Origin of the sequence: Moraxella sp. HMSC061H09 (assembly GCF_001809255.1) — a bacterium.
Taxonomy (GTDB): Bacteria; Pseudomonadota; Gammaproteobacteria; order Pseudomonadales; family Moraxellaceae; genus Moraxella; species Moraxella catarrhalis.
The window spans coordinates 140375-155140 of the sequence record NZ_KV796849.1 but is presented as its reverse complement, the minus strand read 5'-3'; the positions used below and the strand labels follow the sequence as shown (position 1 = coordinate 155140).

The following is a 14766-nucleotide window of genomic DNA, read 5'->3' as shown; positions in this document are numbered from 1 at the left end:
ATAGCCACATATAAAGCTCATCGTGTCATATGATGGGCTTTTTATTATTTTATTATATTCTCTGTTAGATTAAACCAACCGCTGGATTGATTCAGATTGGTTCAGCCAAATTGACATGCTTAATGCCAATAAAAAAGCCTTGTCCAAAAACAAAGCTTTTTAGTGACTTTCATCAGTGGTTGTCATAGGAGTGGATGAATTATTTTTCAATCCATTGGCGAATTTTCTCACGCTCTTCATCGCTGGCGTTTAGCCAAATTTGCATAAAGCCATCTAAGTTGTCATCAGCACGCACCGCATGATTGTCAGTGGGTTTGGCGGTATTGTAAGTACTGATTGCAGCAATCGCCTCTTGGTTGGCAGTTGTTGCCGAATTTGTACGACCAAATAGGTTGTTAATCGTACTTGTAATACCGCCAAATAAACCTGAACGCTTCGTTTGAGTGGTATCTTCTTGGGTAATAATCGCACCGTGTTGTGTGATGGCTAAACTGGGTGTTTTGATATAATCTTTGGCAGCGTGATAGTCTTTAGGCTGATTTGGCATAATAAGTCGATAGGTTTGATGATCAGCTAAATTGGCAGTAATGGTAATATCGCCTGATTTTAGATAATCATGATCATCACGACCAAGTTTAAACAACCGATCATAACGCGCCGTAATGACATGCCGACCTGGTTCTAAAGTGAAATTTTGTTGTAGTGGTTGTAATAATCCATGATGGATTGCCTGACCATTAATTGCGGTTACCTTAATGTTATCATCAACATTAAGCTGGACTTGGGCAACGGCAGCAGTGCTTAGTAGGGCACTGACAAGCAAGCCAAGGCTGACTTTTTTCATAAAATATCCTTTTTGTGGGCTATGTATGTGGCATAACATACCATTAATTAGGTAACATTACTAGTATTTATCTTAAGTTTATTTAAATAAGCCGATTATCAAAAATTGGAGTCAGCATTATCACCGATTTCAAGCATGAATGTTTCATGTAAAATAATTTGCTTGGCTTCTGCGATGGTTTTTTTGGGAATTTGCACGCGTGAAAGGCGTGTCAGTAAAGGTCGAATGTGATCAAGGACGGTATTAATATCCCCAGCATTTCTAGGACCCTCTTCAAGTAAATAGTCAAAAATCTCTTCAGGCAGCTTCCAGTTTTTTTTCTTTAAAATCACCTCAATCAGGATACGACGATCATTAATATCATCATTATCTGGCAAAGTCAGCATGGGGGCTAGCGATAGCCGAGTATGTAAATCCAATAATCCAATTTGTAGCTCTCGTGCTGGATCATCTGCCAAATATAAAATCTGTTTTTGGTGTTCACGAAGGCGGTTGATTAGATGAAATAACCCTTCTTGCCATTCATAGCTATGCCGAACCATTTGTAAATCATCCACGATAATCAAATCAAACATCTCAAGCCCAACAAGTGCAGTTGCATGCGGATCTTGTTCTATGAGTTCGGTTAGATTTAAGCTGATGACCATTTTTGAGGTCATTGAAGTATAATGCTCATAGATGGCACTTGCCAAATGCGTCTTGCCAAAGCCAGAATCACCGACAATGAACAGCTCACGCAAACTGCCTTGTACCAATTTATCAATAGCATCCAAAATGGGGCGGTAACTTGAAGATTGAAAATCCTCAAGTGATGCTTCGGGACGAATATCTAAATTCAATGAATCTTGTATTGCTTGGGTCATGATGACAGCCTTGATGGGTGTTCATAGTGCATGTTGGATTTTTATCGTTATGGTTCAAAAGCCGATAAATAATGAGTACAAATGACACTTCTTGTGTTTTTTGGTGGCTATATATACCATATTTTGTACATTTTATGCAAGTAATTTATACCAAGGTGATTTTTAGTCATCTTCTTTCCATAAAGGCAGCTGCCTTTGACCCTCATGCCAATCACTGCGTAAATAGGCATCATACGCATAATGAAATAAAACATTGATGACTGCAGAGACGGGCAGGGCGATGAGCATACCGACAAAACCAAATAAAGATGCACCTGCCAAGACAGAAAAAATGACCCATAAAGGCGATAGGCCAATTTTATCACCTAGTAATAGAGGTTGAAGAATATAGCCTTCAACAACTTGCCCGATCATAAATGCCCCAAAAATCAGTCCCAAATAGATCCAGTCTAATCCAAATTGAAATAATCCTGCGATCAGTGCTGCAATAATACCAATACCAAAACCCAAATAAGGGACAAAGCTTGCAATACCAGCGGTGATACCAATAATCAATCCTAATTGCAAACCGATGAGCTGTAGCTGAATGGCATAAATCGCACCAAGTAGCAACATGACTAAAAATTGACCTTTGGCAAAATTCATCAAAGCAGTATCGCAGTCACGAGCAATTCTAACGACCTTATTGGTATAGGGCTTAGGAATAGATAGCTTCCATGCATACAGTCGTTGATCCCAGCCTAATAAAAAATAAAAGGTAAGAATAGGCACCATGACAATCAAACCAATGTTATTGGCCGCTGAAATACCTGAGCTAAATACTTGCTTAATTAAACCTTGAACATCGTTAACTTGATAGTTATTTTGAAAGTAATCCAAGGCCGTATTGGATATTAGGTCAATATCAAGTGGCAAAAGCTCACTGTTGGTATAGCGAGCAATCCAAGCTCTGCCAGTGTCATTATACCAAGTAATGATATGTGGCAATGACTCCCAAAGTATCTGCATTTGTGCCCAAACCATAGGCACCAACCAAATGATTAATGCGCCCATGACCACAAAACAGCTAATATACACAACTGAGACTGCCAAAATTCTTGGCATAATTAAGGCAAGTCGGCTGACCAAAGGATTTAAAAAATATGCCAAAATAAATGCTGCAACAAAGGGTGTAATGACCGTTTTCATCAAAAATAGGGCATATAAAAACAAACATAACGCCGCTAAAATAAACAGGCGGCGAAAAAACGGATCAATTTTGGCTGGATGCATGAAAACTCAAAATATAAAAGGTAGGATTGTGCGTGATATTGTAGGTGATTTGATTTAAATTTTCATGTAATTTTATGTATATTTTAATCAATCATTGCATTTGATAAAACTTGACCATGTTCAATCATCAGAACCAAACAGCTTAATTTTAAATCTTCATTTTAAATATAAAATATCTCTTAATAAATAGACATGCCACCAAATAAATTCAAGGCAAATCTGATATTTTGGGTTAAAATTTGATATAATTATTAAAATTTAAGTAACATCTCATTTTTAACAAGGGTCAAATATGACAGATCAAACCCCACTTAGCTATAAAGATGCAGGCGTAGATATTGATGCAGGCGAGGCATTGGTTTCGCGTATTAAATCGGTTGCCAAAGCCACCAGCCGACCTGAAGTAATGGGTGGCTTAGGCGGATTTGGTGCGTTATGCCGCATTCCGACGGGTTATAAATCACCATTACTTGTATCAGGCACCGACGGTGTCGGTACAAAGCTTAAGCTTGCACTACAGCTTAATCGCCATGAAACTATAGGCCAAGACTTAGTGGCAATGTGTGTGAATGATTTATTGGTCTGTGGTGCAGAACCACTATTTTTCTTGGATTATTATGCCACAGGTAAGCTTGATGTTGATACCGCTGCAACCGTTATCGCAGGTATTGGCGAGGGTTGTCAGTTGGCAAATTGTGCATTAATTGGCGGTGAGACGGCCGAAATGCCCGGTATGTATCAAGATGAAGATTATGATTTGGCGGGATTTTGTGTCGGTGTGGTCGAAGAGTCAGAAGTGATTACTGGCGAAAATGTCCAAAAAGGTGATGTATTACTTGCTTTGGCATCTAGCGGCGTGCATTCAAATGGCTATTCACTGGTGCGTAAAGTGATTGAAGTAACCAATACTGATGTTCATACACAAACCCTAGAAAGTGGCACTAAGTTGGCAGATGCACTGATGGCACCCACTCGTATTTATGTCAAGTCAGTCAATGCCTTACAAAAATCCTTGGGTAATGCCAATATTCACGCCATGGCACATATCACAGGCGGCGGCTTAACCGAAAATCTGCCCCGTGTCCTACCTAAAAATTTGGCGGCACAGATAGACACCAGCAGTTGGGCATTGCCTGAGGTTTTCCAATGGCTACAACATGGCGGCAATATTGACACTTTAGAGATGTATCGCACCTTTAACTGTGGCGTTGGCTTTATTTTGGTTGTTCCTGCCGATCAAGCCAAGCAGGCGATGAATAAACTGACTGCCGAAGGCGAACAAGTTTGGCAGATTGGTCAGATTATTGAGCGTACTGATGATGCGGTGGTGTATGCCTGATGAGCCAAAAACCCCTTAAGGTCGCTGTTTTGGTATCAGGTAGTGGCTCAAATTTACAAGTCATGATTGATGCCATGAAATCAGGTAGCCTTGCGATTGATATTGTTGGCGTCATTAGTAATCGTGAAGATGCTTATGCGATTACACGAGCAAAAGATGCAGGCATTCTTGTCTCAGTATTGTCTCATGTACCAAATGGTAAACGCATGAGTATCAATACTTTTGAGAAATACGCACTTCAGCAAATTCAAGATTGGTCACCTGATTTGGTTGTGCTGGCAGGCTTTATGCGAGTATTGTCTGCCCAATTTATCAATAACATGCCTTGTGCGATGATCAATTTGCACCCATCTTTATTACCAAATTATAAAGGGCTAGATACTCATCAACGGGTGTTGTGGTCGGGCGATAAATATCATGGTTGCAGCATTCATGTGGTAACACCGAAGCTTGATGCGGGGCAAGTACTCACGCAGGCTTGGCTTGCTGTTGATGTTTTGGATACACCCAAAAGCTTGGCAAAGCGTGTACAAACGCTTGAGCATCGACTCGTCCCTTATACGCTTGATATGATGATAAAAAAGGTCATTGATATTGATACCATCAGGGTAGGGCGTATGAATGGCATGATACCTTTACCCCTAAAATTTTGGATGGATGATGAATGATTGTCGCTGAACATTGGCAATCTTATGAACTTATATGCTGATGTTTTTTAGAATAAGATGCTCTAAATATCAATGAAATAAATATCACCAAACGCATTTAAATCCATTCACAAGATTGTTTTAAATGCGTATTTTATTTTAGAAGTGTTATGTTTTAGCAGGGTTGTATTTTAGAATATAATAAAAAAGTCCTTTAGTAAAATTCTAAAGGACTTTTTAAAATATGGCTCCCCAACCTGGGCTCGAACCAGGGACACACGGATTAACAGTCCGATGCTCTACCGACTGAGCTATTGGGGAATGTCGGTTATCTTATGCAGTTCGCTTAAGATGGGTGCTATTATAGCAGAATAAATTAAGCTGTCAACATTTTTTTGAAATTTTTTTAGAAAATTTTGTAAAAATATCCAAACACTGGCTTAAAGAAAAAAACCAAGGTACCGCTACAAAGGGAAACCATGAACCGTGAAGTTCAAGGCGGATAAGAGCCATGCTTATTACGGCTTCCTGATACATCAAAAAGATGCAGGCATGCACAACAAAGCATTGTCGCCCAAATCCTAAGATAAAAGTATCGGCTCAGGAATACGCTTTGCTGGCGAGTACCCCAGTGGAGCTATTATAGCAAATAGTCATCAGATTTTCAATGTGTCATGGCTATTCTGCTGGTATTTGGGTTTATTTTTAAGGATAAAATCAGTCATTGGGTGAATAAAACTTGCCAAACAACGCCAAAGTTTTTGCCAGTAATATAAAATGATTGTCCGCCGATATGAGCAATACCATTTAAAACGCTGTCAGGATCGGTAAGATTAAGCGTAGAAACCAAGGGGCTAAAATCATAGGTGTTTAGTACCTTGCCTGTATTGGGATTGATTTTAATAATTTTATTGCTCTGCCAAATATTGGCGTATAAAAAACCATTGGCGTATTCTAATTCATTAATATATTCAACGGGTTTACCATGATTTTGAACGCTAATCTCAGAAATCTTGTTAAAATTTTTGGCATCTAATTTTTGAAGCTTGGATGAGCCATCAGAAAGCCATAAAACTTTTTGCCGTTTGTCATAAGCCAAACCCCAGCCTTCACCCAAATAATGTGCGGTCTTTTTGATGGCCAATGTTTTGGCATCTCTTAAAAGCGCCATCTGTTCACGCCAAGTAATTTGCCAAATGCCATCATCGGTAACGGTCAAGCCTTCAGCAAAAACAGACGGAGCAAGCTTTTTAACGCCATATGTTTCACCTGTTGCCAGATTAAGATAACCGATTTCCGACCGTCCATATAAGCCAGCTGAATAGACCAATCGATTTGAGCCATCAAGCTGTAAACCTTGAATAAAAATAGGGTGATGCACAGGATAGCTTTGGATTAATTTAAAAGAATTTGCCCAAGCTGGTATACTAAAGCACAGCCCAAAGAATATACAAAAAACCAAACGATATTTTTTCATTAATTGATACATAAATTTATATCACACTGGTATAATAAAAATCCCAACTAAGTTTCAGCTGGGATTTTGGCACAAATCAATTATTTGATTTTTGCTTCTTTAAAAAGTACATGTTGGCGAATTTTTGGATCAAATTTTTTGATTTCCATTTTGCCAGGCATGGTACGCTTATTTTTAGTGGTGGTATAAAAATAACCAGTACCAGCGGTAGAAACGAGTTTAATTTTATCTCTCATGATTGTATCCTTTATCCATTCGGTAATTGGTAAAAATCGTTAGATTTTTTGACCTTGGGCACGCAAATCGGCAAGCACTTTTTCAATGCCATGCTTGTCAATGATACGCATACCTTTTGAAGATACACGAAGACGCACAAAACGGTTTTCAGATTCTACCCAAAAACGATGGTTGTGTAGATTTGGCAGAAAACGGCGACGGGTTTTGTTGTGTGCGTGAGATACATTATTACCCACAAGTGGGCGTTTTCCAGTCACTTGACATACTCGAGACATGGTGAACTCCTAATTTAGTGGCACGGATATTGAGCGGTATCAGGTGTGCCGGTCATGCTTGGTGCTTGGTTATTTGTGGTATGGACACAGCACAAATAAAGCAGGACTTTTCAATGGTTGAGCCACTTATTTCTTACCGTTAAAGGCGACGACAATCAAGAAGTAGCAGAAAAATTAAAGCCCAAATTATACACGAACTTATATATCTTGACAAGGTATTTTCGAAAGTTTCAGCAATAGGGCGATGGATTGGGCTTAGGCTAGTTTTTTTGGCGTTAATGCATTGATTGGCATACCGATTCCTGCCCAGCCATAACGCATAAAATTACGGATATTGGCATGATCAATACCTTGAGGGGTATTTTGTACAGCACGATAGTGTTCTGCAAATAATTTTAGGGTATCGACTTTATTAAGCCCATGCTGTTTTGCTAGGCTAAATACCTTAGCACTGCCTTCGTTGGTACCTAGTGCATTAGCCACCTCGCCATTTGAAAATTCAATCGGCTGATAATTATAATGTGCATCAATAAAAGCAAGCACATCATGAAAGGTCAGCTGATTTGATTCTACACCTGCTAAAATGCGTGAAATGTCTGTTGTTTTCATGATGTCTCTATGGCTTAGCGGTTAAAATAATCGTCATCATCAAATGAGGGTGGGGCAAAATTACCACCTTGTTCTAAATGACTCATGTGCATTTGCATAGAGCGTTCGTGTTGGATACGCTGATAAATCTCCTCACGATGCACAGCGATGTCTTTTGGGGCATTGACACCTAAGCGGACTTGATTGCCTTTGACGCCAAGTACAGTTACACTGACCTCATCACCAATCATTAAGGTTTCGCCAACACGGCGGGTTAAAATTAGCATTATTATACTCCTTTGATACCACCAAATTGCTGTTATTTTCCCATTTTAATCCATCATTATCGCAAATTGGTGTGGTTGTGGGGCGGATTAACCCCAAAAAAATCTGCTTAACGCAATATTATAAGGGGCATTAAGCAGATTGTCAGTAACTTTTCAAAAGATTTCGTTATTTTTTTGTGTCATAACTGTTGAAATCAGGGTGTGGGTGTGTGATTAGCCCGCTACTTTGCTCTCACCATCTTCACGGTCAAGACCAAAGGCGGTATGTAGTGATTTAACTGCCTTTTCCAGACACTCTTCTTTGATGAGTACAGAGACTTTGATTTCAGAGGTTGAAATCATTTGTAGGTTAATGTTTTGGGATGCCAGTGTTTCAAACATTTTACTTGCCACGCCAGCATGTGAACGCATGCCCACGCCCACGATAGAGACTTTGACAACATCGCTTGTGCCAACAACATCGCTTGCTCCAATGTCATCTTTGACTTGCTCATTTAGGATTTTCATGGCTTTATTAAAATCACCGCGTGGCACGGTAAAACTAAAATCGGTTACGCCATTTTCGGACATGTTTTGGATAATCATGTCAACCTCAATGTTGGCTCTACCAATTGGGCTTAAAATGGCAGATGCAATGCCTGGATGATCAGGCACGCCAAGTACAACAATTTTGGCTTCATCACGGTTAAAGGCAATGCCTGAGATTACAGCGCGTTCCATATCATCTCCTTCATCAGCGGTAATTAGCGTACCGACAGTTTGTTTAAATTTATCATCAAATATTCCATCATCACCCTCATCAAAACTGGATAAGACACGAAGTGGCACTTGATATTTACCAGCAAATTCTACCGAGCGGATTTGTAGCACTTTTGAACCAAGAGATGCCATTTCTAACATTTCTTCAAAAGTGATTTTGGAGAGTTTTTTGGCTTTGGGTGTTACTCGTGGGTCAGTGGTGTACACACCGTCCACATCTGTATAGATTTGGCATTCATCTGCCTTAAGGGCTGCTGCTAAAGCAACGCCAGTTGTATCTGACCCACCACGCCCTAAAGTGGTCACATCACCATGTTCATCAATCCCTTGAAAGCCAGCAACTACAATGACACGACCTGCATTAAGCTCGCTTAGAATAGAATCGGTATCAATACTTTGAATGCGTGCTTTAGTATGAGTATCATCAGTATGAATAGCGACCTGATCACCTGTCATCGATTTGGCATCAACACCAAGTGATTGCAATGCCATGGCAAGCAAAGAGATGGAAACTTGTTCACCTGTACAGACCATCTGATCATATTCACGAGGGTCCGGGTCAGAGCTGATCTCACGAGCCAAACCGATTAAGCGGTTGGTTTCACCACTCATGGCAGATACCACCACCACAACCTGATGCCCATTATCATACCAACGCTTGACACGCTGGGCGACATTTTTGATGCGAGTGATGTTTCCCATCGAAGTCCCGCCATATTTTTGTACGATTAATGCCATGAATGATACCTTATAAATCAAATAACGATCATCACTGATTTTAATTTATAATCAGTTGTAGTGAATTTGGTGATTAAGACTGGCTGTAACAGCTTTTTGATAAAACCTAAATATTTTAGCGGATTGGGCGGTATATGACAAGCATTTTATCATCTGTATGCCAATACTGACGCCCAAGGCTAATATCAAAGTTGGTCGGGTGCTGATTTTAGCCCCATCAGATGATAAGTGTGATTATCCTTCGTTCTTTTAATCATTAATAATTTTTCACCCCTTTAATAATTTATCTTCAAACTCCGCTCCAGATTCTGCCAATTTATCGCTTTGGCTGTTATAAAATTTTAAACCTTTCCTTAAATAAAGAATTTCCTTCTATAACCCCACTCTCAACTTGAAATAAGCAACTCAAACTGAAATGGGGATTGCCTAACTGTGTATTAATCACAAAGCAGAAGTTATAAGCCAATATTTTACGCATAAATCTGTGAGACAAATGCCATAAATCTCTGGCTCTAAGCTTTTGCATATTAAACCGCCCAAACAACCGATCAATCACCGTTTCAATATCGCCACGAGCATTTTTAAGACGATTGATGATAAATTCGTCAATGGGCATGGCTTATCCTCTAATCTTTTTGGTCTTTGATTAAAGTTTAGGTTCATGCCTTCTTTGTTTTAATCCCCTCTTAAAGGTGTTAAGGGTGGGGTAACTTGTATTTAAAGTTATTAAAGTAACTTACATCAAGTCAAGTAAGCCATATCAAGTCAATCAAACAAAGTAGACCATAAATGAGCTGTCATTAAAATGGTCGTTATTTAATGTTTAATATTAAATATTTAAAAACAAGCCCTAGGGTCATATTTTTTTGTCCTATTCTAACCCTAAGGCTCATTGTATCTGCGACTTATCTCATCTGTGATTTATTTTGCCTGCCATTTATTCCGCCTGCTTAAGTGTTTCTGAGTCCTTGAGCATTTTTTCGATGGGATGAGATAAAATTAACAGCATCACCGCACTCACCACCAAAAATATCGCCATGGTGGCAAATAAGTTGGGTAAGTCATTAATGGTATCAGCGGTGACATAGCCACCAAAAAACGCCGCCACCAGATTACCCACCGCAATCGACGCAAAAAACAAGCCCATGATTTGTCCCTGCATTCGCTCAGGAGCAAGCTTTGTCATTGATGATAAGCCAACAGGGCTAAGTGCCAATTCACCCAGTGTCAATAGGAGCAAACTGCCCACCAGCCACATGGGTGATACCAATATACCGGGTTGGTTCACCACATGGTTGGCCGCCACAATCATCAAGCCAAACCCTGCTGCTGCCAATAACATGCCCAAAGCAAATTTTGTCATACTGCTTGGTTCAAGCCCTTTATTTGCCAATTTGACCCAAATCACACTGACAATGGGGGCAAGCAATAAGATAAAAAATGGATTCAAAGATTGAAACCAGAGGCTTGGAATGTTAAAGCCCATCACATTCAAATCGGTATAACGATCGGCAAATAAGTTAAAAGAAGTGGGCTGCTGCTCAAAGCTTGACCAAAATAAGGTCGAACCAATGATGAGTAAAAAACAAATCAACAAACGAACTTTTTCATTTTTGCTTAAACTTGGGCTAATAAAGCGATACAAAAAATACAAAACAATCGTTCCTGCAATCAGATAAGTCATGTATTCAGCAACCACTTGTGGATTAAATGGCATGATGCCCATCATAATTAACCCAACCACCACGGTAAGCACCGCCACCACCGCAAAAACCCACCGCCCCACATTGGCAACCTGACCACTGGGGTACTCCCACACAGGGGTGATGTTATTTTCTTGAGCGTATTTTTTTAGGCTGGCATGTGCATAAAAGCGGTACAACAATAAAGCCACCAACATGCCAAAACCACCGACCCCAAAGCCGACATGCCACATGCCTTGTTCTTTAAAAATCCCCACAATTAAAGACGCAAACAACGCCCCAATGTTAATACCCATATAAAATAGCGTAAACCCAGCATCACGACGGCCATCACCGTCAGGATATAATGCCCCCACCATCACCGAAATACAGGTTTTAAACAACCCTGAACCGATGACAATGAACATCAACCCCAAAAAAAACACCGACGCACCCACCATGGTAGATAACGCAATGCACAAATGACCCAAGGCAATGATTAAACTGCCCCACCACAATGCCCGTTCTTGCCCAAGCCAGTTATCCGCAAGCCAACCACCTGGCACTGCCATTAAATACATTGCCCCAGCAAAAATACCATAAATGGCAGAAGCAGTAACATCATCAAAGCCAAACCCGCCACTTTGAATGGTTGCCACCATAAACAGCACTAACAAAGGACGAATGCTATAATAAGAAAAACGCTCCCACATCTCAGTAAAAAATAGTGGTTGCAAGGGTTTTGGGTGTCCCATAAAACCACTGTCTTTATGGGGCTTTATTGGCGTATCGCCTTCCAAATGGTTGATATTTTGCGTCATACTGTGTATGTCCTTATTTAAATTGAATTTATCCAAAAAAAGCATTATTTCATCAAATAGGCGATTTGTAAATTATTTTTTACACCCCGCTCTCAACTGGAAACTTGAAATAAGTAACTCAAACTGAAATGGGGGATTGCCTAACTGTTTATTACTCACAAAGCAGAAGTTATAAGCCAATATTTTACGCATAATTAAAAAAAATGTGTGCATATATTGCAATGCTTGGCAAACATGCACACATTTTGGTTGGTAATCTCCATTGTGGCATTTGCTGATTAAAAGACACTATGGATAAAGTTTAACCCAATTTCTCCCCAATCCAATCTGTCAAGCCAGTCATCAGCTTTGGCAGGTTCGCCACGTCGGTTGCACCCCCTTGGGCAAAGTCTGGTTTGCCGCCACCTTTGCCACCTAAGTTTTCGCTTAGGTGCTTGATGATGTCGCCTGCTTTGATTTTGCTTGTTAAGTGTTTGCCCACGCTTGCGGTCATGGCGATTTTGTCTTCACCGTCTGCCGTATAGACGCTTGCCAGTATCACAATGCCATCGGCCAGTTTTGACTTCATGTCGTCTGATAAGGTGCGTAATGCTTTATTATCCATGCCATTGACGGTGGCAATCAGCACTTTTTGACCATGGATATTTTTTAGGTTGTCCATCAATGAATTGGCGTGTAGGCTGGCAAATTTTTGGTTTAGCCGTTCAATTTGTTTTTCCAGATGACGGTTTTTGTCGCTCAACTGTGCCACACGCTGGGCGATTTCATGGCGTTTGGCTTTAAACTGATTGGCAAGTTGGTTTAATTGCTTATCGCCTTGTTGCACATAATTAACCGCTCCCATGCCTGTGACGGCTTCTATACGGCGAACACCTGCTGAAATGCCTTGTTCGCTTACGATTTTAAATAGCCCAATATCCCCTGTACGAGTCACATGCAGACCGCCACACAGCTCAATGGAAAATGGTTTGCCATCTTTATCGGTTGTACCCATGGACAGCACACGCACCGTATCGCCGTATTTTTCGCCAAAGAGCATCATTGCCCCTTTGTTTTTGGCACTGTCAATGTCCAAAATCTCAACATGGGCAGGGGTGTTGGCCAATATTTGTTGGTTTACCATGGTTTCAATTTGGCTGATGTTTTGTTCGGTCAATGGTTTGTCATATGAAAAATCAAAACGAAGCAAATCGCTGCTCACCATTGAGCCTTTTTGGCTAACCCCATCGCCCAATATGGTGCGTAAAGCGGCGTGTAGCAAATGAGTGGCAGAGTGGTTTTTGGCACTGGACGCACGCACCTGACTTGCCACTTGGGCGGTCGCTGACTGATTGTTGTTAATATGCCCCATTTTCACCACCCCATGATGAATGATGGCTTGTCCTGATTTTTGGGTGTCTAACACATCAAATACGCCAGATTCGGTGCTGATTTCGCCAAGCTCCCCCACCTGTCCGCCACTCTCGGCATAAAATGGGGTTTTATCAAGGATTAACACACCCTCATCACCTTCTGCCAGTGTATCAACAGCCTTGCCATCTTGATAAAGATGAATCACGGTGCTGTCATTATCAAGCCGTTCATAGCCTAAAAATTCGGTGGCACTGTCTACTTGAATGAGTGCGTGATAATCCATGGCAAATTTGCCTGCTTCACGCGCCCTTGTGCGTTGCTCTGCCATGCTCAGCTCAAAGCCCGCCTCATCAATGGTGATGCCTTTTTCACGCACGATATCAGCGGTCAAATCCGCAGGAAAGCCATAGGTGTCATATAATTTAAACACCGTTTCACCCGCTAAGGCATCGCCTTGCTGTAAGCTGTCCAATTCTTGCGACAGCAGTTTTAGCCCTTGCGATAATGTTTTGGCAAATTGTTCTTCTTCTTTTAAAATCGCTTGTTCAATTTTGTGCTGTTCATGACGCAGTTGGGGGTAGGCATCGCCCATGATGTCAGCAAGTGGGTGAACCAGCTGATAAAAGAATGCATCGGTTGCCCCAAGTTTGTTGCCATGACGCACCGCACGGCGAATGATGCGACGCAACACATAGCCACGACCTTCATTGCTTGGGATAACCCCATCAGCAATCAAAAACGCCACCGAACGAATGTGGTCAGCAAGCACCTTCAAAGATGGCTCATTTTGAATGTCGGTATCGGTTGGTAAGCCAATGATGTTGACCGCCTTTGTCATCAGCTTGGTAAAAATATCAGTCTCATAATTGCCATGCACCCCTTGCATGATGGCACTGATGCGTTCAAGCCCCATGCCTGTATCAACCGACGGCTTGGGCAGCGGCTGCATTGTGCCATCTTTTTGGCGGTTAAACTGCATAAAGACACAGTTCCAAATCTCAATATAGCGGTCGCCATCTTCGTCAGGCGTACCGGGCAGACCACCCCAAATATGCTCACCATGGTCATAAAAAATCTCTGTGCAAGGGCCGCAAGGGCCTGTATCCCCCATCATCCAAAAGTTATCGGATTGGTACGCCCCGCCTTTATTATCGCCAATGGCAATGATACGCTCTTGGGGCAGACCGATGTCTTTGTGCCAAATGTCAAAGGCTTCATCATCGGTGTGATAAACAGTCACATAAAGACGGTCTTTTGGCAAGGCAAGCCATTTTTCATCGGTTAAAAATTCCCACGCAAAGGCAATGGCGTCCTTTTTAAAATAATCACCAAAACTAAAATTGCCCAGCATCTCAAAAAAAGTATGATGGCGAGCGGTGTAGCCCACATTATCAAGGTCATTATGCTTACCGCCAGCACGCACGCACTTTTGTGATGACACAGCACGCACATAGTCGCGTTTTTCTAACCCCAAAAAAGTGTCTTTAAACTGATTCATGCCTGCATTGGTAAACAGCAGCGTGGGGTCATTGTGCGGAATGAGACTTGATGAGGGAACATGGGTATGCTGTTTTGAGACAAAAA

Annotated in this window: 12 protein-coding genes, 1 tRNA gene, 1 other RNA gene and 2 pseudogenes; 2 read left to right on the top strand and 14 right to left on the bottom strand. The window is 41.1% G+C overall.

From position 1 onward, the window contains the following. Positions 1–199: 199 nt before the first annotated feature. From HMPREF2573_RS04865 to HMPREF2573_RS04855, 3 genes are all read right to left on the bottom strand, one after another. Complete coding sequence (locus HMPREF2573_RS04865) at positions 200–844, bottom strand: DUF2057 domain-containing protein (protein WP_003659275.1); 645 nt, start codon at positions 842–844, stop codon at positions 200–202. Between the two features lie 98 nt (positions 845–942). Next, positions 943–1707: a DnaA ATPase domain-containing protein gene (locus tag HMPREF2573_RS04860; RefSeq protein ID WP_003659276.1), complete on the bottom strand. Its 765-nt coding sequence runs from the start codon at positions 1705–1707 to the stop codon at positions 943–945. Positions 1708–1869: 162 nt separating this feature from the next. Next, on the bottom strand, positions 1870–2979 hold the full coding sequence (locus HMPREF2573_RS04855; RefSeq protein WP_003673686.1) for an AI-2E family transporter: 1110 nt from the start codon (positions 2977–2979) through the stop codon (positions 1870–1872). A 292-nt stretch (positions 2980–3271) separates the two neighbouring features. On the opposite strand from HMPREF2573_RS04855, the gene purM reads away from it, so the two are divergent. Continuing rightward, entirely contained in the window at positions 3272–4318 is a 1047-nt protein-coding gene (purM, locus tag HMPREF2573_RS04850) for a phosphoribosylformylglycinamidine cyclo-ligase (RefSeq protein WP_003659278.1), read from the top strand. Further along, the gene (gene purN / locus HMPREF2573_RS04845) at positions 4318–4986 is read left to right on the top strand and encodes a phosphoribosylglycinamide formyltransferase (protein ID WP_070472760.1); all 669 of its coding nucleotides are present in this window, start codon (positions 4318–4320) and stop codon (positions 4984–4986) included. The genes purM and purN overlap by 1 nt, the downstream gene beginning before the upstream one ends. Positions 4987–5210: 224 nt before the next feature. Here the strand turns inward: purN and HMPREF2573_RS04840 are convergent. The 11 genes and pseudogenes from HMPREF2573_RS04840 to alaS all read right to left on the bottom strand — a co-directional run. Then, positions 5211–5286, bottom strand: a tRNA-Asn gene (locus HMPREF2573_RS04840). 125 nt (positions 5287–5411) lie between these two features. Then, positions 5412–5603, bottom strand: a non-coding RNA gene (ssrS, locus tag HMPREF2573_RS04835) — 6S RNA. Between the two features lie 83 nt (positions 5604–5686). Continuing rightward, on the bottom strand, positions 5687–6442 hold the full coding sequence (locus HMPREF2573_RS04830; RefSeq protein WP_036331921.1) for a glutaminyl-peptide cyclotransferase: 756 nt from the start codon (positions 6440–6442) through the stop codon (positions 5687–5689). A gap of 80 nt (positions 6443–6522) precedes the next feature. After that, complete coding sequence (rpmG, locus tag HMPREF2573_RS04825) at positions 6523–6678, bottom strand: 50S ribosomal protein L33 (protein ID WP_003659281.1); 156 nt, start codon at positions 6676–6678, stop codon at positions 6523–6525. Between the two features lie 39 nt (positions 6679–6717). Further along, positions 6718–6954, bottom strand: a complete 237-nt coding sequence (gene rpmB, locus HMPREF2573_RS04820) for a 50S ribosomal protein L28 (protein WP_003659282.1) — start codon at positions 6952–6954, stop codon at positions 6718–6720. A gap of 255 nt (positions 6955–7209) precedes the next feature. Next, the gene (locus HMPREF2573_RS04815; RefSeq protein ID WP_070472757.1) at positions 7210–7563 is read right to left on the bottom strand and encodes a HopJ type III effector protein; all 354 of its coding nucleotides are present in this window, start codon (positions 7561–7563) and stop codon (positions 7210–7212) included. A 98-nt stretch (positions 7564–7661) separates the two neighbouring features. After that, positions 7662–7829: pseudogene (csrA, locus tag HMPREF2573_RS04810) on the bottom strand (carbon storage regulator CsrA); the annotation flags it as partial. Between the two features lie 213 nt (positions 7830–8042). Then, on the bottom strand, positions 8043–9326 hold the full coding sequence (locus HMPREF2573_RS04805; RefSeq protein WP_003659286.1) for an aspartate kinase: 1284 nt from the start codon (positions 9324–9326) through the stop codon (positions 8043–8045). 386 nt (positions 9327–9712) lie between these two features. Then, positions 9713–9912 (bottom strand): annotated as a pseudogene (locus HMPREF2573_RS04800) (IS982 family transposase); the annotation flags it as partial. A 351-nt stretch (positions 9913–10263) separates the two neighbouring features. Beyond that, the gene (locus HMPREF2573_RS04795) at positions 10264–11829 is read right to left on the bottom strand and encodes a peptide MFS transporter (RefSeq protein WP_070472754.1); all 1566 of its coding nucleotides are present in this window, start codon (positions 11827–11829) and stop codon (positions 10264–10266) included. A 301-nt stretch (positions 11830–12130) separates the two neighbouring features. Further along, positions 12131–14766, bottom strand: a 2636-nt coding sequence (gene alaS, locus HMPREF2573_RS04790) for an alanine--tRNA ligase (protein ID WP_070472749.1), incomplete at its 5' end; no start/stop codon positions are given.